Raw genomic sequence first — 19,449 nt, 5'->3', positions numbered from 1 at the left:
CAATCTCGCGGCAAGAAGAACGGAGTTGAGATGATAGACATTACACGCTAGACTTTAGAGCTTCTGAATCAGTTTCGCTGCTCGCTTCAAGCGCTGCGACTATAGAGTCGCATTGCCGGTCTGAAAGGTTAGAAGGCGACCAGCATCGCTGGCTCATCGTTTTCGGGAGGTCCTGTGTGTCTGAACCGAACCTAGCTTATAGTTCCGTGGCGTCAGACGGCAGGCTCTCTGACGATGAGAACATGCTGGACACTATGGCGATGGATGCTATGGCGATGGATGCGATCGCTGAAACTGATGCACCTCAAGGTATATACCCCCTTCAACAGTATTTAGACGCATGGGCGGCAGAACACCACGAAATTCATGTTATCGATCCAGGCTTCGTGGCTGCCCTTACGCAACAGGCAGCGGTCGCATTAGAGTCTCAGCGACAGCGATGGGAGCAAGAGCAAGAAACGCTCAAAGCCGAACTAAGGCAGGCACGATCGCTGTCTCATGAGCAGATTGAACGCATCCGGCATCTGGAGCAAGCGCTTGATCAATCGCTGGCATCATTGAGTGAAATGCAGCTACAAGTGGTGAATCAGCACCTTCTAGAAGCCCAGCTTGCATCAACCGAAGAAATTTCTAACATTCAGCAGCAGGCGATCGCCCGGCTAAAGCTACAACTGGCACACCAGCAGCAGGCACTGAATGCCCAGTTGATTGAAACGCAAGCGCGCGATCGCTCTCTACAGACCCTTCTCAACACAATGGAGGCACTCACTCAGGCACAGCAGCAGGAGCTAGCCCAATTGCAGACGCAGATTGCCCACGATCGTGCTGATGTCAAAGCCTATCAAGAGCGCTTGGAAGCACAGCTAGAGCATCTGCAGGCAGATCTGAACGCACAGCAAGAGCGCACATTGGCGCTGGAGACTCAATCACTCGATGCCCGCACGCTGGCTGAGCATTTGACAGCGCGATTGGAGCAGGCCCATGCTCAAGTCAGCGAACTCTCACAAATCTTGAGCGATCGTCAGATTGCCCTAAAGCACCTTGAAGCCGAACTACAGCAAGCTCATCGTGCGCTCCAAGAGCAGCAGGCATTGCTGGATCGCTTGCAACAGTCTCGCCTGTCCAAGGCCTCAATGACACTGGCTGTTGCTCCAGGTAACGCCATCGCAGAGGCTGGTTCTTCGACAGTTATGGCCGATCTAGTCGCCGCTCATGCCAAAATTGCTGCGCTTGAAGCCCATGCAGCGAAACAGACTACGGCTCAAGCAATGCTGAGACACGCGTGTCAGGAACTTGAAGAGGAGCGCGATCGCCAGCAAACGCGCCTGGTAGAACTAGACAATCAAACCGCTGATATGCAAGAACAAATCTTGCGACAGGCGCAGCAAACCAGTGAATATGAAACTGCTATTCAACACTGGAAAGATCGCTGCTTCAGCAGCCAAAGCGATGTCCTGAAACTGAAAGCCTTATTAGAACACGCCTTACCCAACCCTTCAGCAGAACTGTCAGACGTGCTCGCCGCCTTACTAGCTGCCGCCGATGAAACAACAGAACCCGGTAGTCCAGCACTGCTAAAAACAACGCCCTTCAGCCGCGAACCCAAAGTCGATTTGCCAGACTTCTTGTTGCGTCGCCGCAACCACAAAACACGGCGATCGTAGGCAGAAGTGGCCAATGGGCTTGGAAGCAGCCGCATGCCACTACTGGGGTTGCTGTATGGGAAGTTTGAGCACAAATTCAGTACCCTGTTCGAGCGTTGAAAAGCACTGTAATGAGCCGTTGTGCTTTTCCGTCACGATTTGAGCGCTAATGGACATTCCCAATCCAGTACCTCGACCCAATTCTTTCGTGGTAAAAAAGGGCTCAAAAAGGCGTTGTCTGACTGTCTCCGGCATGCCAGGACCATTATCAGCAATTTGAATCATCACCCAGCCAGGTTCGCTAACCTGCGTGCGAATATAGATGGTCGGTGTGAGCTGAGGTGGAGCCCCGATCGCCCCAGGCTCACTGATTATCCGTTGAGCCCCAGCTCTCATGCTGTCCTCCAACGCATCGATCGCGTTGCTGAGAATATTCATAAACACCTGATTCAACTGCCCTCCACAGCATTCCACGTGGGGCAGCACACCATACTCTTTCACAACCGCAATCGCCTCATGGGCAGAGCACGCTTTTAAGCGGTTATCGAGGATCAAGAGAGTGCTGTCAATGCCGTCATGCAAGTCAACCGCTTTAGCATCTGCTTCATCCAGCCGAGAGAAGATGCGGAGGGATTTCACAATCTCGCGAATTCGCTCTGTCCCCACGCGCATAGAAGCCAGCAGTTTCGGCAAGTCTTGGGTGAGAAACTCAACCTCGATCGCCATTGCCTTTGCTTGAACTGCTGCCGTTGGTGTGGGGTACTCAGCCTGGTAGAGCATCAGCAAATCCAGTAAATCTTGCATATATTCGTTGGCATGAGTGAGATTGCCATGAATAAAATTGACTGGATTGTTGATTTCATGGGCGACACCTGCCACGAGTTGCCCCAACGTAGACATCTTCTCGCTCTGCACAAGCTGTACTTGAGTATGCTGAAGCTGATGTAGCGATCGCTCCAACTGTTCCGCTTTCTCCCGTTCATTGGCTTCACTAATGCGCAAGGCTGCCTCAATTTCCTTACGCTGCAAAATTTCCAGCTCCAGATTGTGGCTGGTTTCCAGAGCTTTCATAAACGTTGAAAACGCTCTTAGAGCAGTCACAATCGAAATAAACATTCGTTGCGAGGTGAGCTCTGTTTTGGTTTTGTAATCATCAATGCCGTAATTAACAACCACCAGGCTTTCGGGTGCCTGTCCGGGTTGACCCGTCCTTAGAATGATGCGGACAAGCTGATTACCTAACTCTTCTCGAATGTACTTAACAACCTGTAAACCAGCATCATCTGTCTCCATCACGACATCTAGAAAAATCACAGCGGTATCAGGATGTGCCTGAATTAGCTGCTTCGCTTCTTGACCAGAATACGCATGGATAAAGTTTAACGTTCTACCTTCTAACACAAAGTCACTGAGTGCGAGTTCGGTCACCTGATGCACTTCGGCTTCATCATCAACAATCAATATTTTCCAGCCTTTCTGTGGCAGATTTAATGCTGTTTCTTGAGTAAAAAACAAGGCGTCGTTTTCATCTATGAATACTAATTCGTCGCTCTGATCTGTAGCTAATTCCTGCATGGCTTGTGCACTTTAGTCCTTTAATTACATTGCGACAGCGAAGGGTTGGTCAACAGGAAATGAGGCTTAAAATTTTAGATCTGAGGCATGAGATCGATCGATGTTAAATTGATCGTTTCAGTAGCGCTCCTCTGTTAGCAATTTAAAGCCTGCTAATTTAAAGACGCATCGGTATTTTCAGCATGAACGTTGTTCCTACTCCTACCTGGCTATAGCATTGAATAGTGCCTCCAAGCTTTTGTATGACCAGATTGTAAACAATATGCAGACCTAAACCGCTGCCTCCTTGTCCTCGTTTCGTCGTAAAAAAAGGCTCAAAGATCTTGTTCAAATGCTCTGGAAGAATACCTTTACCATCATCAACGTATTCAAAAACTAGTTGTTCATCGATTTGTCGAAAGGCAAGGATAATAAGCCCTCGATCGCCCTCATCGTAAGCATGAATCAATGAGTTCATGATCAGGTTCGTGACAATTTGAGAAAAGACACCTGGATAGCTATCCCAGCACAGGTTAGGGTCACCATTTAGCTTAAAGGCATGCCCTAAAGGCTTCACTTTAGGGCTCAGCTGAAGCAAAATCTCTTCTAAATAGGTCTTAACTTTGAAAACTCGTCTGCTTTCGCTGGACTGATCAACGGCTATTTGTTTAAAGCTATGAATTAATTCAGCCGCACGATTGAGGTTGGCCAGCGTCATTTTGCTACTTTGTGAGGCTGTATCGAGAAACCTTGCTAAATCGGAGCGTTTCATCGTGCCATTAGAGAAGTTTTCAGAGAATGTTGCCGTTTTTTCAACTAACAGTGAGGCAGCGGTTACACCAATACCGATCGGCGTATTGATCTCATGCGCAATACCAGCCACTAGCCCACCCAAGGCAGCCATTTTCTCAGTTTGAATGAGTTGTTCTTCAGCCTGTCTCAAGTTATGTAGCGTTTGCTCTAGTTGCTTTGCCTTTGCTTGCAATTGTGCTTCTGCTTGTTGACGTTCTTTCACCTCCTGCTGCAGCTGAATATTCTGCTTATCCAGCTCTTTTTGTGCCAATTGACGACTTTCCTGGGCTAAAACCAACCACCAGGAGCCAATTGCAATTAAAACTAAGAGCGCAGCGTAGACTTCAGTAAGTGTCGTCAGAGTATGATCTGAAGCGGTTGAAAAAGGCTCTGGTGCGGCTATTTGATGATAATAAATCAAGCTAAAAATAATGCCGACCAGCCCTGTGACTGACACAAAAACAGAGAGATATTTGATGGTTCTGAGAACCCAATCAGAAGAGACATTGCCTCGAAAAATTGTTGTTGATACGGTTTGAGCAAAACTTGCTAGAGGATGCGATCGTGATTCATCTGGCTCTTTGCAGACATCGTGACACCGCGCATCTAGACTACAGCACAGCGAACAGATAGCACCTTCATAAACGGGGCAATAGGCGATATCATACGGCTCATATTCACCGTCACAGACGCGACAACGGAGTACGCTTTCAAGCAATCCGGTTTGATAGTGTGTATTAGGACGAGCGATGTAGTACTTGCTTTTCGTTAAAACAGCGATGATGGGCGCTAGCACAAAGGCTAAGCCCAATGCAATCAACGGTGCGTAGGCTTGAGCGATCGCCCCAAAGGCACCCACAAATGCCACGATGGAAACGATCGAGCCAATCACCATTGACCCAAAACCAACAGGGTTCACATTATAAAGGTGTGCCCGCTTAAACTCGATATAAGACGGGCTGAGTCCCAGCGGCTTGTTGATCACCAAGTCGGCAACGATCGCGCCAACCCAGGCGATCGCAACATTGGAATAAAACCCCAGCACCATTTCGAGCGTAGAGAAGACATCCAATTCCATCAGGAGTAAGGCGATCGTGACGTTAAACACCAGCCAAACCACTCGTCCTGGATGGCTATGGGTCAGGCGCGAAAAGAAGTTTGACCAGGCAAGTGATCCCGCGTAGGCGTTCATGACATTGATCTTGATCTGCGACAGCACCACATACAGAATCGTGATTGCTAGCGCCACCTCAGGGTTAGAGAAAACGTACTCAAACCCAACTAAGTACATTTGTGTAGGTTCATTGGCACGGTCAAGGCTAGTACCATGACTGACTGCCAGCGAGGCCAGAAAGGCTCCTGCTAGTTGCTTTACCGCTGCCAGTAAAATCCAACCAGGCCCCGCAGCTACGACAGCAAACCACCATTTACCTCGATTGGCTGGTTCCTTATCAGGCAGAAACCGTAAAAAGTCCACCTGCTCACCAATCTGGGCAATCAGCGAAAAGGAAACCGTAGCCGCAGATCCTAGCAGCAGAGGGCTAAAGGCCGTGCCACTGGGCGAGTGTCCTGCAAAGTGAACCCAATTTGAAAGTGCTTCAGGCTCCTTGTAGAGGATGCAAATGAAGGGCAACAGCATCAATACCAACCAGATTGGCTGCGTCCAGAGCTGAAGTTGATTAATTAAGGTGATCCCGAAAAAGACCAGCGGGATAATGATTAAGGAACAGACCACATAGCCAATGGCTAGCGGTAGATGGAAGTAGAGTGCCAACGCCTGGGCCATGATGGCAGCTTCGAGCGCAAAGAAAATGAAGGTAAACGAGGCATAAATGAGCGATGTGATGGTCGAACCGATGTACCCAAACCCTGCGCCACGGGTGAGCAAATCCATATCAATATTGAACTTGGCCGCGTAATAAGTAATGGGCAACCCTGTCAGGAAGATAATGCTCGACGCCAGTAAGATGCCCCACAGGGAGTTGGTAAAGCCATAGCTGATGGCGATCGATGCCCCGATCGCTTCCAGGGCAACCGCAGAAATGCCTCCGATCGCCGTGTTAGCCACCAAAAATTCTGACCAGTTGCGAAAAGATTTCGGCGCAAATCGTAACGCGTAGTCTTCAATGGTTTCCGTTGCAACCCAGGCATTGTAATCGCGTCGATCTTGGACAACCTTGAGGTTGGGATTGGCTGGCATAGCATACTGACGGATAAGGTTTGGCTTTAGCGTGTCGCCTGTTCAGCATCGACTGCGCGATCGTTCTGCTCTCATAAAGCCCCAGGCAAGAGCAAAAATCAACAAACGTAGACAAGGTCATCTTGGATCAATGTTCGCCAGGGCATGTCGTTAACGAATCGTCCAGACATCAATGCTTTCGTGGCACGATCGAGCTTCCTAGTGCGTAGTGTCTAGAAGACACTACGAGGATTGGTTTAAAGGTAGAAATTGTGTCATCCTGGAGTATGCCGCCGTTGTGCGCGATGTTCTCGATTTTCAGGGCAGATTCATGGAAGATAAGTTAATGCTGATGATTCCGGGTCCAACCCCGGTGCCAGAACAGGTTCTACTCGCAATGGCGAAGCACCCGATCGGTCATCGCAGTGGTGATTTCTCCAAGATTATGGCGGAAGTGACCGAAAATCTGAAGTGGCTGCACCAAACTAAAAATGATGTGCTGAGTTTGACGGTCAGCGGTACAGGCGCGATGGAAGCCGCTATCATCAATTTTTTGAGCCCGGGCGATCGCGTTCTGGTTGGTAGCAACGGCAAGTTTGGTGAGCGCTGGGTTGAAGTCGCTAAAGCGTATGGACTCAACGTGGACACGATCGCTGCCGAATGGGGACAAACACTCAATCCAGAGAAATTTCGTGAGTCGTTAGAGCACGATACCAATAAGGCTATCAAGGCAGTCATCGTCACCCACAGCGAAACCTCAACTGGGGTGCTCAACGACCTTGAAACGATTAATCGAGCTGTCAAAGCTCATGGTGAAGCCTTGATCATTGTGGACACCGTCACCAGTTTGGGCGCATACAATGTGCCGGTCGACGCTTGGGGGCTTGATGTCGTCGCCTCTGGTTCACAGAAGGGCTATATGGTGCCACCCGGATTAGGGTTTGTGACCGTTAATGCTAGAGCCTGGCAGGCGTATACAACGGCTAAGCTGCCTCGCTACTATCTCGATTTGGGTAAGTACCGCAAAGATGCAGCGAAAAACACGACGCCTTTTACGCCTCCTGTGAATATGTTCTTTGCTTTACAGGTCGCGTTGCGGATGATGCAGGCAGAGGGTTTAGAGAACATCTTTGCTCGCCATCAGCGCTTGTCTGCTGCCACTCGTGCCGCTGTGAAAGCGCTGGGGATGCCCTTGCTGGCACCCGATACTGCTGCTAGCCCTGCCATTACGTCGGTTATTCCCGATCGCGTCGACGCCGAGCAAATTCGTGCCGTGATGAAAAAGCGGTTTGACATTATTCTTGCGGGTGGGCAAGACCACCTCAAAGGCAAAATATTCCGTATTGGTCACTTAGGGTTTGTGAGCGATCGTGACATTTTGACTGCGATCGGTGCGTTGGAAGCAACCTTACAAGAACTTGGCTATGAGGGCTTTACCGCTGGGGCAGGCGTAGCCGCAGCAGCAAAAGTCATTGCAACCATGTAAGCGGGTGGTCATGCCTTTATTGAGGCGTTACCTATAACGTCTCAACAAAGGTCACGTTTAAAGCATTACAGCAACCAAGTACCGGGGTTGTACATCGCCTCCCTATGGTGTGTTTGACCTTACAGGTGGGATCGCATAATTCGCAGGACTCACCTGTCTCCCACCGGATGTCTCAGGATACGCTTGTGAATGCAGTTTTTGGATTGCGTCCGTCCATTGACCAATTTTGTCCTGGGCTTCTTGATAAAGCGCGCTGCCAAAACTGACATTACTGGCTTCTGCGATCGCCGCTTGCAGTGATGGCAGATCTCCCTTACTAGCCAACTGCATGGCACGGGCAAGGTAAGGACGGTCTTCAAGGTCTTGCAGTCGATGATTCCAACGGTCAACTAACCGCTGTGCCTCCTCATATTGAGGGGTACCGTAGAGCACCATCCCAGCCGCATCAGTGGCAGCACGCAATCCTTCGGGAGTGCCAGCACTCGCCAGTCTTCGAGCACGCTTGAGATGTTCGGTGGCTTCTCGGGCCTGATCTTGCTGCCAGTTCGACATGATATCGGGCTGAGCCGTATATCTTGCCTGAGAAGCTTTTTGGCTATCGCGCTCTGCTTTTGCTTGGGCTGCTTTCCCTTCCTTTGCTTCCTGAATCTTCTGTACTAATTCCTGATAGCGATCGGTGTCCCAGTAGCGATTGCCTAGCTGCCGCAATTCTCTAGCTTTACCAAAGGCTTGATCCCATTGATCACGGTCAGCCGATGCCTGTGCATCTGTATAAATAGACTGGGCCTTATCCCACGCCGACTGCCATTCCTTAATCCGCTCATCGGCAGTTTTGTAGGCGGCAGTTATGGCTGGAATGCGACGAGCTGTGCCGATCGCTTCCTCTAGATTGCCAGCCTGGAAAGAGTTTTCAGCTAATTCCAGCAGCTTTTGCGAGGCTTGCTCTACTAGTTGAAGGCTCTGTGCCTCCAGAGGATGATCTGAAGGTACCAGACGTGCCAGTCTGATCGCTTCTGACAGACCGTCAATGGTTTGCTGACCCGCACTCGCTTGGGCGCAGTAAAGCGTCGCTGCTACCGAATCATCCGCTTGGGTGCCGCCTTCATCCAGCGACATGCAGCCAGAAAGTTGTTGAGAGCGCAGCGAATTGACCGCCCAAGCTCCCACCCCAACGGGTAAAGCTAATAGCAGCAAAACTCCAGCCAGCCGCAAGTACACTACTTTCTTCATCTTCCGGAGGTTACATCATTTCACAAGCGATTGGCTACAGTAAGCTACACTACAAACCAAAAGAGCGGACTAAGCTTAGTCCGCTCTTTTCCTTATTACAGCCAGATAGCTTGCTGTCAGGGCTACCAAAGACGTTATAGCCGCATTAAAGAGCAGTGGTTCAGGCTCTGAAGGCAATGATCGACCGCTCATGCTTGTTCAAGCCAGTCGTAGATTTGATCCAACTGCTCAAGCGTTACTAAACCATACTGCCAAAGAATCATCGGCAACGGGCCAGGATCGTGTTCTCTGTGACGGAGGGCGATCGCGATCGAGGCAGCTGAAATCGCCAGGTCTTCCTGTAGAAACCGAATAAAACGAGAGTAGGTGGTTGGTGCCGTCATTGTTCGCCTCCTGACTAGGACACTATTGTGGATCAAGGAACTGTTTGCTGAGAAGGCTGCCAGACAGTCTTTAATCTGTCTATATAATTTTCGGTGGACTATGTAGTTTTTCGTTGGACTATGTAGTTTGCATCAGAAAGGCAGGCATCAAGCGCTATCTACTTTCTGCCATGTTTCGCTAAGCTGTTGCACTACTGCTTACTTAAGCAGGCTCAACCACGAAAGACATCTGCGAATCTACAGAGGTACGGCGTTGCACAAAAGTCTCTTTCAGCTTTTTCACTTAACGCCTGAGCAAGCACTGAGCCACCGATCGTTCGAAACTGTCAAAGCGATGGGGCTCCAGATCAATGCTTAACGCACCACGATCGGCTACATGAGTTGTCTAACACGCCCAAGGCTGTATGTTGACAGCTCAACGTTTACTTGTAACTACCCAACACACCATAAAAGCTTACTGCGGTCTTCATGACTGACCTAAAGGCAATCGCCTCATCGAGCAGGAGCAGGCATCAATAAGGCTTAGACGCTAAAGATAGCAACAGCGATCAACGCTCGACTCTATCTCCCGAAAGGTTACCGTATCTGGGTGCCAAAAGACCGAAGCGCGTTAGAAGATATGTAAACTTCAGGATAGTAGAACAGATGGACGACTTGGTTACAGTTTTTGAAGCACGATACGATCGCCCTGCTTCAGCCCCAGTTCAAACGCCCGCCCAGCCCGTAGCTCGATGACCTGATCAACTAACGCCTTGGGACCATACGTGGGGCAAGGGTCATCCTTACAAGGCGGAACATTACTAGCAATTGCCTGTACCTTACCCTTGAGCAGAAACACCATATCCAAAGGAATCAAGGTGTTCTTCATCCAAAAAGCAGTGCGGCGCGGTGGATCAAACTGAAACACCATGCCCTGGTCTTTCGCCAACTCCGTGCGGTACATCAATCCAATTTCTTGTTGCTCCATAGTCCGTGCAACTTCGAGCCGAATCACCTGATCAGCAACCGTCATCTGAGCCGAGAGTGGCAGCCTTTGACCGGCGTTTTTGGCTTCCATTGTCACTGATTGGCTAGTCGCTGGGGCTGCTGGCGTAGAGGATGAACCAGCACTAGAAGATGCGTCTGAAATCGACGGAGAGCAACCGAGCAACAGACATGCCAATAATAGACCTGTAAACTGCCCTGCAGGATACCACCGCAATGCTTCGACAGGGCTATCGTCACTGTGTTTCATAATCCATTCAACGTTCTATTACTTCAGACGAGGCTCCAGGAAAAGCGTTCACCTCGGTAGGTAGGTTATATGTCACCTACCTACAGAATTGGTTCAAGCTTCCCGCATCACATAACCGACACCGCGCACCGTTTGGATGAGGCGCTTTTCACCTTCATCCTCAATTTTTAGGCGCAGGTAGCGGATATAAACCTCAATAACGTTCGATTCACCGACAAAATCATAGCCCCACACGTTTTCCAAAATTTGCTCACGGGTAAGCACTTCGCGGGGATGCTCCATCAGGTATTTGAGGAGTTCAAATTCTTTCATCGTCAGATCGATCGCTCGTCCATTACGCAACGCGCGGCGAGTCGCAAGATCCAGCATCAAATCGCCAAAGCGCAACCGTTCGCTGGTGGGATTATCGGGCTGTAGGTAGAGGCGTACGAGTCGCAGAAACTCTTCTGTACGATATGGCTTCAGAAAGTAGTCATCCGCACCCGACTCCAGGCAGGCAACGCGATCGTCTACACTGTCTCGCGCCATCATCAGCAGAACGGGGACGCGGTTGCCCAGTGAGCGCAGACGGTTGCAGAACCACAGCCCCGACTCGCCAGCCAACATGCGATCGACCACAATCAGCGATGGCTGTAGCTCTGTAGCCTGACGCAGACCACCCACGGCATCGGGTGCCATAACGATGTCGTAACCAGACTCTTTTAGGTCAAGGCTGACATGGTTAGCCAGTGCTTCATCGGTTTCTACCAGGAGCACGCAGGGCGTCGAGTCAGGAAGAACGCTATTCATAAACAGTTAGGAGAGCGATAGCAATCACACGATAGCTGAATTTTCGGAAACGTCATTAAGCATGAATGCCTAGCGATGTTCCTCCTGTTGTAGCACGTCTCAGCAATATTTTTCGTTTAGGGTAGCTCAACCGAGGTCGGTTTGGCGACGTGAGGCATGCCCCAGCCGAGCTTTTCGCGCAGAAGATGAAAAAATTCTGGCGATCGGAGCCGAATGAACCGGGCGTGGTACTGCGATCGCTCAATCCGCACCCGATCTTCTGGAAAGACGTAGCAACCACCATTACCATCCACTACCATCACCATCCGATTGGGTGTAGCAGGGAAAATAGTTACTGGCTCAGTATCCGCAAAAACTAGCGCCCGCGATGCTAACGAATGGGGGCAGATGGGCACCAACTGAAGGACAGGCACACCGGGTGTGACGACTGGGCCACCGGCCGAGAGTGAGTAAGCCGTTGAGCCTGTTGGTGTTGAGACGATTAACCCATCGGCTGCAATATCGACAGGCGCATGATGACCAATTTTGACTTCAAAATGGCACATGCTGGTCAACGGTTCGCGATGAATGACCATTTCATTCAGGCAAAGGGCTTCCCAGAGAAGGTCGTCTTCACGGTACACTTGCACCCGCAGCATCGCCCGCTCTTCAACCTCGTACTCGTTGGCTAAGATGCCCTCAAGTGCGAGCGGTAAATGGTGTAGATAGGTTTCCGTGAGAAAACCCATGTGCCCTGTATTGACAGTCAGCAGCGGGATACCGTAAGGAGCGACCTGTCGAAAGGCGGACAAGACCGTCCCATCGCCACCCAGCACGATCGCAAAGGCCATGTCGCGATCGAAGCCTGGTGGATTCAAGTAGTCGATCGGCATGTGGCAAACAGGACCTTGTGGGTCAGAATAGCCCAGGATGCCGCCAGCACCCGTTGCTAAAAAGACCTCCCAGCCATACGCTATCAGCTTGTCTTTCACTTCTTCAGCAGTGCGACAAGCGATAGGCTTAATGTCATTGTAAATAATGCCAGCTTTAGGCACGACGAAGGCTCGGCTGATGGGTCAATGATTGAGTATTAGGGACTATACCATTTTGAGCAGACTACCTGGACACTCTAAAATCTGGGGTAGGTTCGCTTTTGATCGGTTTTCTTTTTGCCTTTAGACTTTTCATAGTCAAGCTCCTTCAGCTTCTTGAGAATACGGCTGAAGTAATCTTGCATATAGGCCTCCAGAGTCGTCGTCTCGCTGGGGTCAAGCTTGAATGTCGTGTAAACCTCATCCATCTGCGCAGTCAGTGGTTTACCAGCAGACACCACTTCTGCAAAGGCAAGGCGATCGGAAATATTCCATGTCCACTGAAAAAAGCGTGTAATCCGGCGAACGGTTCGCATGAGACCGATCGGCATGCGTGTGATCTTCGCATCACGTCCTGACAGTCGCTCACACAAGCGAATAATTTCGTAGGCTCCCCAAGCACGTGACCCAACAACCGGAAACGTTTTATTCTCGGTTTCGGGCACCTTCAGCGCTTGAATGGCAAACTTAGCCACATCTTGCGTATCCATGTACGCAGTGGGCGAAGTCTCTCCCATGACCCAGACCGACTGCCCTTCCAGCACGGGAATCGCATATTGACCGATCAACCCCTGCAAAAAGCCGCAAGGACGCAAAATGGTATAGTTCAGCCCCGACTCTGCCAAAAAGAGTTCGGCACAGCGCTTGAGCTCCATCAAAGGCACTTCAGGATATTTTTCAGCATCCAGAATCGAAAAGAAAATAAACCGTTTGACGTTCGCCGTTTTCGCTGCCTGAATGAGGTTGACGTTGCCTTCCCAGTCCACTTGCTTGATGTTAAGCGAATCGGTGGCTCGTGTCGTTGCTGCATCAATCACAGCGTCAATGCCTTCTAACGCTGACGGCAGCGTTTCCGGTGCACAGAGATCACCAGTGACTAGCTCAGCGCCCCACTCCTTCAAAAAACCCGCTTTTTTAACGCTACGGACTAGACAGCGAACTTTGTAGCCCTCATCTAGTGCCCGGCGGGTGATCTGTCTTCCTAAAGTGCCGGTGGCACCCACAATTAATAGATTCATGAGGGAGTAGTAGCTAATTCTTAACTTTTTATAAGATTTTATCAGAAATTGCTCATCGATCCGGCTGCATTGAGCGAAGCGGTTTACATGGGACAATTGCCTGACTTGGTTGACTTTAACCTACTTAATAGCGGTCTTACAACGTCGATCGTGCCTACTGCGTTACTGAGAGGCTGAAACGAAAGTTGGGCAAGCGCGCTGATCTTCGTAAAAAATGTTGGTATGGGATGTGGTTTTGAGTGACGCTTCAAATGTCCTATTCCCGATGAACCTGTCCTATTATTTAGGAGACGTAAGACTTTCTCGAAGGTCTGCACGTTCGTTTTCTCATTTGATTTGCTTTAATTGGTCGCAGGCTCTCCTTACAATCGATTAAAACTTACACGTCCCTGTCCTTACGGATCAGCAATGCCTCGCCTTAAACCCACTGCTGCTAATCAGCTTGCAATCGATGCCTCCCCCTTAGAAGTGGAGCTTAACTGTACGGTTCAGCACCCAGTAGACCTGTCTAGTGTGCGTCAGTTGCACCGCAGCCTACTTAGCGTCGAAAAATCGCAGCGCATGGCAGAGTTTTTTAGCTTGCTGGGCGATGCCAACCGTCTTCGCATTGTGTCGGCACTCGCAATGCAAGAGCTCTGCGTTTGTGATCTGGCTTCTGCAGTCAAAATGACTGAATCAGCGGTTTCACATCAACTCCGTGCGTTACGGGCAATGCGCCTGGTGAGCTATCGCAAGCAAGGGCGAAATGTGTTTTATTGTCTCAAGGACAGCCACGTTCTCAATTTGTATCGCGAGGTCGCAGAGCATCTTGATGAGGACGAATAGACAGACATTGAGGGAACACGTGTGGTTCAATTTCTGACCAAGCTCGATTACTTGCTCCGCGAGACGCTACTGGGGTTGCGGCGGGGTGGCTGGATGAATTGGGCAGCCATCAGCACTGTGACCGTACTCTTGTTTCTGTTTGGTACCAGCCTCCGGGCCTCTTGGCAACTGGAAGGCTTGCTGAATCAGTTTGGCAGTCAGTTAGAGGTATCGGTTTACCTGGATACCGGCGTACAGGCAGAAACGCTGAAACCAATCGTCGCCGCCTTACCGGGAGTGGTAGACGCGCAGGCTGTTTCTAAGGAAGTTGCATGGGCTGCACTGGTCAAGGATTTGGGTGTATCGGATATTAACGGTGCTACCAAACAGCTGGACGGCAACCCCCTCGTTGATCAGCTCAAGGTCAAAGCCCGATCGCCGCAAGATGTGCCCACGGTGGCCCAGGCGCTCGCGAAGGTCGAGGGTGTGGATGAAGTGCAGTATGTGGACGAAGCGGTACAGCGTGTCAGTCAACTCAACCGGGGCTTAAGTTGGATTAGCCTGACAGTGACAACGCTGCTGACGCTAACGGCGATCGCGGTCATTACGACAACGATTCGTCTCATCGTCATGTCGCGCAAACGAGAAATTGAGGTGATGCAATTAGTTGGCGCAACAACCAGTTGGATTTATCTACCGTTTATCCTCCAAGGGGTGGCGTTCGGCCTTGCAGGCGCTGTCTTGTCCTGGGGGCTTATCAGCAGTATTCAGCACTTTCTCAATGGCTTACTCGCTCAACAGCCCGAATTCGTGCAATTTCTGGCTAGTGGAGTGCAAATTAGCCCTCTACGGATGGTACTTCTGCCCCTAATTTTGCTAGGTTTTGGCGGTTCCGTTGGTGTGATGGGTAGTTTGTTTGCCGTACGACGGATTGCAGTGAAATGACGCCGATGACGTTAGCCCGATCACCCGCCCATCATTGAAAAGCATGGTCTAATGGTGCGTTACGGCGATATCTAAGACACCCTACGCCTGACTCAAAACTCAAACGTTTCATCTCTCCATGCAATCTCAATGGCAATGCTTACTAAAAAATCTGGGTGAATGGCACGGGTCATTTACTCTTTTTTTGCCTGCGGGAGAGTTACGCGAAGACGTACCGACGATCGTGTCGCTCGAAGGATTAGATCATAACCAAACGATTCGCCAAACGATCCAACGCTACGCCTCACCAACCGCCGCAGACGAGTTGGTTCAAGACAGTGAGCCGATCGATGAAAAAGTGTTGGTCTACAGTGCGCTCGGTCGAGGCGTATTGTTTTTTGAGGATGGTGCGTTTTCTCAAGGCTCCATGCAGTTTGCACCCTTTTCAGAATTTGGCGCTGAGCTGGGGCTGATGGCGGGCGATCGGCGTTTGCGGTTAGTGCAGCTCTTTGATCGCGAAAGCCAACTTGCTCAACTCACGCTCATTCGTGAACACCGCACTGGGAGTCCTGCTGCCGAGCGTCCGCCATTGACATTAGACGATCTGTTGGGCCAGTGGCAGGGAGAAGCCGTCACAATCTATCCAGATTTGCGATCGCCCACCACGTATTCGACGCACTTGCAAATCAGTCGTACTGAGGAGAATCAAATAGCGCAGCAACTAACGTTTGGTGAAGGTGGTGGAACAATCGTGCAATCGACCGCGATCGTCAACGGTTCTCGCTTGCAGTTTGATCAAGGCTCATTGCCTGTGCAGGTGCTGTTGCTGCCAGATGGAGCCTCGGCAAGCAGTCCCGTTTACATTAAAACGGGTCATTCCTTCTTTTTGGAGGTGGGCTGGCTCCTTCAGGCTGACCAGCGTCAGCGGATGATTCGCAGTTACGACAAGAAGGGGGAATGGAGCAGCCTCACTCTGGTCACTGAGCGGAAGCTTGCCAAACTGTAGGGTCATAGCATGAGGAGGCTTGGCAAGGCCAAGCCCCTACCTAGCGGTGTAGTAAAACGTCTTTTGGATGAGATGTCGTTTTAAGACTTGCTGCGAGGAAATAAATAGCTCAGTGTTAAAACGCCCGATCCTACGAGAGCAGCAATCACAAACAGTGCCAACGGTAAAGAGAGCATGGCGAAATACGTCGGTAACTAGCTCTTACCTTATCGACACTGTTTGACAGACCTGTGACTGCCTTATCTCAACCTGTTGACAGAAACGAGTGTGAGCGAGAACCAAGCGTTGCTACCAGGTTAGAGCAATGGGGCCGCCAAACTTCCGCATTTCAGCAAAGAATTTACCTTGCGCACCATGCTCTGGAAGGGTTGCCAGGTAAACTGCTGTTTCAGCTCCCTCATCGGCTGTAAAGGGCGCATCCGAACCGCCCATGTCAGTTTTCATCCAACCAGGAGAGTAAGCATTAACCAAAATATTGGTGCCTTGCAGCTCTTTTGCGAGAAGTACAGTCAAGCCGTTTAGACCAATTTTGGACAGTCGGTAAGAGGGAGCAAGGGGATAGTAGTCGCTACCGATCGTAGCCAGAGATGCCATTTCCGTCGAGACATTGACGATGCGCCCGTAGTTCTGTGCCTGCATGAGTGGTAAAACTGCCTGCGTGATCCGAGCGACGGCTGCCACGTTGGTTGCCAAGGTGGAAAGCATTGTTTCTAACTGCATTGTAAGCAGGCTGGCTTCTTCGGCCTGCATAGTGGGATTAACACCCGCATTGTTGATCAGAATGTCAACTTTGCCGTAGGTTTTTTGCGCCCATGCTGTGACCTGCTGCACGCTAGAGTCATTGGTGACATCCAGGGGATGAAAGTCTACCTGGATGCCTTCTGTTGCTAAGCGTTGTTGCGCGGTAAAACCGTCTTGCTCTTTGCGGCTGGTCACAATGACCTGAATGCCAGCCTGTTGGGCTAATTTGCGGGCGATCGCATAGCCCAGTCCTTTATGGCTACCAGTTACCAGTGCGATTTTTTGTGGTGTAGTCATCGTTTTGTAGGTTGATCGGGCTTTAAGCGCACTGTAACAACCCTCAAACTATTGAGCAAGTCAATTTTAATGATAGTTTGTATCAATGAAATCGATAAACTTAGCCGCGATCGACTTAAATCTGTTAGTCACCTTTGAAGCCATGCTGGAGCAGCAGAGTGTAACCCTAGCTGCCGAGCAACTTCAGATTGGTCAGCCTGCCATGAGTGCAGCACTTAGCCGTTTGCGACTCTTGTTTGAAGATGACTTGTTTGTGCGGTTGGGACGACGAATGCAGCCAACGCTCAAAGCACAGGCGCTTGCTCCGGGTCTTCTAGCAGCACTGCAACAAATTCGCCAAGCCGTCGCCTCTAGCCAAACATTTCAGCCGGCGATCAGCGATCGGCAGTTTGCGCTTGGTAGTTCAGACTACACCAGCTTTGTGCTCGTACCACCGCTGCTGGCATTTAGCCGGCAAGCCTCGCCGTTGCTCAATTTTCGTTTGCTGGGCTTTGAAAAAGACAGCGCTGGAACGTTACTGGAACAGGGCGCGATCGATGTAGCGCTGGGTGTGTTTCCCCATCCACCAACACAGACACGGTGCGAGCCACTCTTTGAAGAGCGCTTTGTGGGTATTGCCCGCCAGACCCATCCGGCTCTGCAGCAGGGCACCATGAGCCTGGAAGCCTTTGCTAATCTTTCTCACGCACTGACAACGTTGCGTCGAGATAGTGTGGGTGCAATTGATCAGGCGTTAAACGAGCAGAATCTAAGTCGTCGCATTGCTTTGACGACTCCGCATATGCTGATTTTGCCCTTTGTGATCGCCTCTAGCGACCTGGTAGCAGCCGTACCGTATCGAGTCGCTCTGCGCTTGGCAAGCATCTGTCAGTTGGCAATGTTTGAACTGCCAGTTGAAACACAACCGTGGATGGTGTCGATGTCGTGGAGTGCGTTAAGCGATCAGGACGAGGCAACTCGCTGGCTGCGCGATACTATCAAGGCCGTGTGTCGATCGCTTGAGCCTTCAGCAGGGTAATAACTGGCTCACTCATCACGACAGGTTTGCACACCCTTGATCGAGCGATGAACCAAGCGGCAGGGCCACAAACATGCACCACAGAGGCTAACCGCTACGATCGCTGTAAAAACTTGCCACTTGCCTTCCGGTGGATCGGCCGATTCTGAAGCGTTGGTCTCAGCGCGATCGGTCAAATCCAGCGACGAGTGCGATAGCTGGCTGGCTGCATTCACTCCTTCGATCGCGGCTCCAATCACATAAGCCGCCAAAGCAATGCCTAACCAGTTATTCATAACGTTGTGCCCTTGAGCTGCAGTCGATGAAGCGTATTGCGAGGGCTTGGTTAAAGGTCAGAATTAGTGACTTCCCTGATGAAGCGACTTTCTGTCTTCGGCCAGATCACGAATGAGCGGCAGTTTGGACTGGATATATGTATCGAGGTTGCTAGCGGCCTGGGCATCGATCGACTGCTGCGCTCTGAACCGCTTGAGAAGGAATTGTACCAAATCGGTATCTTCAAACTGCAGGAGAGTCGTTACTTGAGTAGACTCCACTAAAGCCCAAAGCTGTCTCATCATGTTGGGAGTGACCATACATCCTTAACCTCTTAAGCTTTTCTTTATAGTTGCACGGTTTTCTACTTTAAATTGGCCTTCAGCTCGATCTTTATGTATCGATACGTTCTCGCTCATGTACCCAGAAACACTCCAAGCTATGAATCGTGGGCAACGCAGTACATCGCGGACTGCCTATACGCCTTTTCGCTTCACCACAAGATAAGAATCCAGTAATGTTTAGATGCGATCGCGGAAGACATATTCATTTGTAACGTTTCTACGTTGGTTGAACTGCTTATTTAGCTGCATATGGCAAGCTTCATGCTGAGTTTATCGAAATCGGCGATTGCTACAAGGAGATGTGCCGATTGGTCTAACTTTGATTCAACTAAACTGACTCAACTAAATGTAGTCTTCGATCATTCATCGTGCATGCCGCTAACGCCAGATTAAGGAACTGCATTCAATCTATCGCAAGAGATAGCCTCAAATGCTCCCATAAGTCTTTGATCTGGCTCGAAAGCCTTGCTAATCTCTAATCGCTCTGCTCAATTAGGGTGTTATACCTGGGATTAAGTGTTGGTATGCGCCCATACCTTGTTTGGCTTTTGGCGATCGCGTGTGGTGTTACGATCGCCCCTGTTCCTCCACATCAACCACGATCGCCCAGGCTCAAGAGGCGATCGTTTTTTGAGCCAGGTGCAGCTAGGATGGGTTCTGTTATGGTTGGAATGATCTCCT

General features: G+C 50.3%; 18 protein-coding genes. 7 read left to right on the top strand and 11 right to left on the bottom strand.

Annotated features, from left to right (window positions below):
- Positions 1–176 precede the first annotated feature (176 nt).
- Complete coding sequence (locus C7B82_RS15675; RefSeq protein WP_146141167.1) at positions 177–1,664, top strand: coiled-coil domain-containing protein; 1,488 nt, start codon at positions 177–179, stop codon at positions 1,662–1,664.
- Positions 1,665–1,703: 39 nt separating this feature from the next.
- Here the strand turns inward: C7B82_RS15675 and C7B82_RS15670 are convergent, their stop codons facing one another.
- Both C7B82_RS15670 and C7B82_RS15665 read right to left on the bottom strand, forming a co-directional pair.
- Complete coding sequence (locus C7B82_RS15670; RefSeq protein WP_219904460.1) at positions 1,704–3,158, bottom strand: ATP-binding protein; 1,455 nt, start codon at positions 3,156–3,158, stop codon at positions 1,704–1,706.
- Between the two features lie 217 nt (positions 3,159–3,375).
- Positions 3,376–6,189, bottom strand: coding sequence for an ATP-binding protein (locus C7B82_RS15665; RefSeq protein ID WP_106257225.1), 2,814 nt, complete (start codon positions 6,187–6,189; stop codon positions 3,376–3,378).
- Positions 6,190–6,397: 208 nt separating this feature from the next.
- On the opposite strand from C7B82_RS15665, the gene C7B82_RS15660 reads away from it, so the two are divergent.
- A complete protein-coding gene (locus C7B82_RS15660; RefSeq protein WP_339375178.1) occupies positions 6,398–7,654 on the top strand; it encodes a pyridoxal-phosphate-dependent aminotransferase family protein in 1,257 nt (418 codons plus the stop codon).
- 102 nt (positions 7,655–7,756) lie between these two features.
- On the opposite strand, the gene C7B82_RS15655 is transcribed toward C7B82_RS15660, so the two are convergent.
- The 6 genes from C7B82_RS15655 to C7B82_RS15630 form a co-directional block, all read right to left on the bottom strand.
- The gene (locus tag C7B82_RS15655; RefSeq protein WP_146141166.1) at positions 7,757–8,884 is read right to left on the bottom strand and encodes a hypothetical protein; all 1,128 of its coding nucleotides are present in this window, start codon (positions 8,882–8,884) and stop codon (positions 7,757–7,759) included.
- A 188-nt stretch (positions 8,885–9,072) separates the two neighbouring features.
- Complete coding sequence (locus C7B82_RS15650) at positions 9,073–9,267, bottom strand: DUF2949 domain-containing protein (RefSeq protein ID WP_106257222.1); 195 nt, start codon at positions 9,265–9,267, stop codon at positions 9,073–9,075.
- Between the two features lie 658 nt (positions 9,268–9,925).
- The gene (locus C7B82_RS15645) at positions 9,926–10,501 is read right to left on the bottom strand and encodes a DUF192 domain-containing protein (RefSeq protein ID WP_106257221.1); all 576 of its coding nucleotides are present in this window, start codon (positions 10,499–10,501) and stop codon (positions 9,926–9,928) included.
- 93 nt (positions 10,502–10,594) lie between these two features.
- Positions 10,595–11,290: a response regulator transcription factor NblR gene (nblR, locus tag C7B82_RS15640; RefSeq protein WP_106257220.1), complete on the bottom strand. Its 696-nt coding sequence runs from the start codon at positions 11,288–11,290 to the stop codon at positions 10,595–10,597.
- A gap of 116 nt (positions 11,291–11,406) precedes the next feature.
- Complete coding sequence (locus tag C7B82_RS15635; RefSeq protein WP_106257219.1) at positions 11,407–12,324, bottom strand: NAD(+) kinase; 918 nt, start codon at positions 12,322–12,324, stop codon at positions 11,407–11,409.
- A gap of 74 nt (positions 12,325–12,398) precedes the next feature.
- Positions 12,399–13,379: an SDR family oxidoreductase gene (locus C7B82_RS15630; RefSeq protein ID WP_106257218.1), complete on the bottom strand. Its 981-nt coding sequence runs from the start codon at positions 13,377–13,379 to the stop codon at positions 12,399–12,401.
- A gap of 408 nt (positions 13,380–13,787) precedes the next feature.
- Between C7B82_RS15630 and C7B82_RS15625 the strand changes: the two genes are divergently transcribed.
- The 3 genes from C7B82_RS15625 (at position 13,788) to C7B82_RS15615 (ending at position 16,113) form a co-directional block, all read left to right on the top strand.
- Positions 13,788–14,204: an ArsR/SmtB family transcription factor gene (locus C7B82_RS15625; protein ID WP_106257217.1), complete on the top strand. Its 417-nt coding sequence runs from the start codon at positions 13,788–13,790 to the stop codon at positions 14,202–14,204.
- A gap of 21 nt (positions 14,205–14,225) precedes the next feature.
- Entirely contained in the window at positions 14,226–15,128 is a 903-nt protein-coding gene (locus C7B82_RS15620) for a cell division protein FtsX (RefSeq protein ID WP_106257216.1), read from the top strand.
- A gap of 118 nt (positions 15,129–15,246) precedes the next feature.
- Positions 15,247–16,113, top strand: a complete 867-nt coding sequence (locus C7B82_RS15615; protein WP_106257215.1) for a DUF3598 family protein — start codon at positions 15,247–15,249, stop codon at positions 16,111–16,113.
- Positions 16,114–16,401: 288 nt separating this feature from the next.
- Here C7B82_RS15615 and C7B82_RS15610 read toward each other — a convergent pair whose 3' ends face one another.
- Positions 16,402–17,151 carry an SDR family oxidoreductase gene (locus C7B82_RS15610; RefSeq protein ID WP_106257214.1) on the bottom strand — a complete coding sequence of 250 codons (750 nt, stop codon included), beginning with the start codon at positions 17,149–17,151 and terminating at the stop codon, positions 16,402–16,404.
- 85 nt (positions 17,152–17,236) lie between these two features.
- Here C7B82_RS15610 and C7B82_RS15605 point away from each other — a divergent pair, with 85 nt between their 5' ends.
- Entirely contained in the window at positions 17,237–18,169 is a 933-nt protein-coding gene (locus tag C7B82_RS15605) for a LysR family transcriptional regulator (RefSeq protein ID WP_106257213.1), read from the top strand.
- Positions 18,170–18,177: 8 nt separating this feature from the next.
- Here the strand turns inward: C7B82_RS15605 and C7B82_RS15600 are convergent, their stop codons facing one another.
- Together C7B82_RS15600 and C7B82_RS15595 are read right to left on the bottom strand one after the other, a co-directional pair.
- A complete protein-coding gene (locus C7B82_RS15600; RefSeq protein ID WP_106257212.1) occupies positions 18,178–18,444 on the bottom strand; it encodes a hypothetical protein in 267 nt (88 codons plus the stop codon).
- 63 nt (positions 18,445–18,507) lie between these two features.
- Positions 18,508–18,744, bottom strand: a complete 237-nt coding sequence (locus C7B82_RS15595; protein WP_106257211.1) for a hypothetical protein — start codon at positions 18,742–18,744, stop codon at positions 18,508–18,510.
- A 543-nt stretch (positions 18,745–19,287) separates the two neighbouring features.
- Between C7B82_RS15595 and C7B82_RS32375 the strand changes: the two genes are divergently transcribed.
- Entirely contained in the window at positions 19,288–19,443 is a 156-nt protein-coding gene (locus C7B82_RS32375; protein WP_181357515.1) for a hypothetical protein, read from the top strand.
- The last annotated feature ends 6 nt before the right edge of the window (positions 19,444–19,449 follow it).

Source organism: Stenomitos frigidus ULC18 (assembly GCF_003003795.1).
GTDB lineage: Bacteria > Cyanobacteriota > Cyanobacteriia > Leptolyngbyales > Leptolyngbyaceae > Stenomitos > Stenomitos frigidus_A.
This window is presented reverse-complemented; position numbering and strand designations above follow the sequence as displayed.

Excerpts from the sequence above, each read along its gene's own strand:
- C7B82_RS15665 (WP_106257225.1), bottom strand. The coding sequence starts at position 6,189 with ATGCCAGCCAATCCCAACCTCAAGGTTGTCCAAGATCGACGCGATTAC.
- C7B82_RS15600 (WP_106257212.1), bottom strand. The coding sequence starts at position 18,444 with ATGAATAACTGGTTAGGCATTGCTTTGGCGGCTTATGTGATTGGAGCC.
- C7B82_RS15655 (WP_146141166.1), bottom strand. The coding sequence starts at position 8,884 with ATGAAGAAAGTAGTGTACTTGCGGCTGGCTGGAGTTTTGCTGCTATTA.
- C7B82_RS15650 (WP_106257222.1), bottom strand. The coding sequence starts at position 9,267 with ATGACGGCACCAACCACCTACTCTCGTTTTATTCGGTTTCTACAGGAA.
- C7B82_RS15610 (WP_106257214.1), bottom strand. The coding sequence starts at position 17,151 with ATGACTACACCACAAAAAATCGCACTGGTAACTGGTAGCCATAAAGGA.
- C7B82_RS15595 (WP_106257211.1), bottom strand. The coding sequence starts at position 18,744 with ATGGTCACTCCCAACATGATGAGACAGCTTTGGGCTTTAGTGGAGTCT.
- C7B82_RS15605 (WP_106257213.1), top strand. The coding sequence starts at position 17,237 with ATGAAATCGATAAACTTAGCCGCGATCGACTTAAATCTGTTAGTCACC.
- C7B82_RS15625 (WP_106257217.1), top strand. The coding sequence starts at position 13,788 with ATGCCTCGCCTTAAACCCACTGCTGCTAATCAGCTTGCAATCGATGCC.
- C7B82_RS15630 (WP_106257218.1), bottom strand. The coding sequence starts at position 13,379 with ATGAATCTATTAATTGTGGGTGCCACCGGCACTTTAGGAAGACAGATC.
- C7B82_RS15615 (WP_106257215.1), top strand. The coding sequence starts at position 15,247 with ATGCAATCTCAATGGCAATGCTTACTAAAAAATCTGGGTGAATGGCAC.
- nblR (WP_106257220.1), bottom strand. The coding sequence starts at position 11,290 with ATGAATAGCGTTCTTCCTGACTCGACGCCCTGCGTGCTCCTGGTAGAA.
- C7B82_RS15645 (WP_106257221.1), bottom strand. The coding sequence starts at position 10,501 with ATGAAACACAGTGACGATAGCCCTGTCGAAGCATTGCGGTGGTATCCT.